Raw genomic sequence first — 450 nt, 5'->3', positions numbered from 1 at the left:
CGATCAGCGTTGCGCTCTTGAGCTTGCCGTCCGCCAGCAAGGCAAACCAGGTCGAGAGAGCCGCCTTGGCATATTCGCTTTCGAGATTGTCGGCAGGGTCAAAAAGGTTCTGGCCGCCCGTCTGTCGTTGACCCCGCGTCAGCGCCCCCAAACTGTCGAGCCTGCGCGCAATGGTGCTGGTGAACCGCAGTTCCCCCTTGCAGTTCGTGGTCACAGGCCGGAACAGCGGTGTGTTGGCCTGATGTGTCCGGTGCGTTCGGCCCAGCCCCTGGATGGCGCGGTCGGCTCGCCACCCAGGCTCAAGCAGGAAGTGGATGCGCCGCTTCTGGCACGCTGCGTCAAGGCTCGCGTGATATGACCGCCCGGTACCACCCGCATCGCTAAAGACAAGGATCGGCTTCCTGCCATCCATGAACTGGTCGGTCTCGGACTGGTTCGTCCGCGGCGAGC

1 protein-coding gene is annotated in these 450 nt (G+C 63.8%); it reads right to left on the bottom strand.

The features are described from left to right. Positions 1 to 450, bottom strand: a 450-nt coding sequence (locus AX708_RS06985) for a strawberry notch C-terminal domain-containing protein (RefSeq protein WP_197426355.1), incomplete at both ends; no start/stop codon positions are given.

The organism is Erythrobacter sp. CCH5-A1 (assembly GCF_001557115.1).
Taxonomy (GTDB): domain Bacteria; phylum Pseudomonadota; class Alphaproteobacteria; order Sphingomonadales; family Sphingomonadaceae; genus Erythrobacter.
This window is presented reverse-complemented; position numbering and strand designations above follow the sequence as displayed.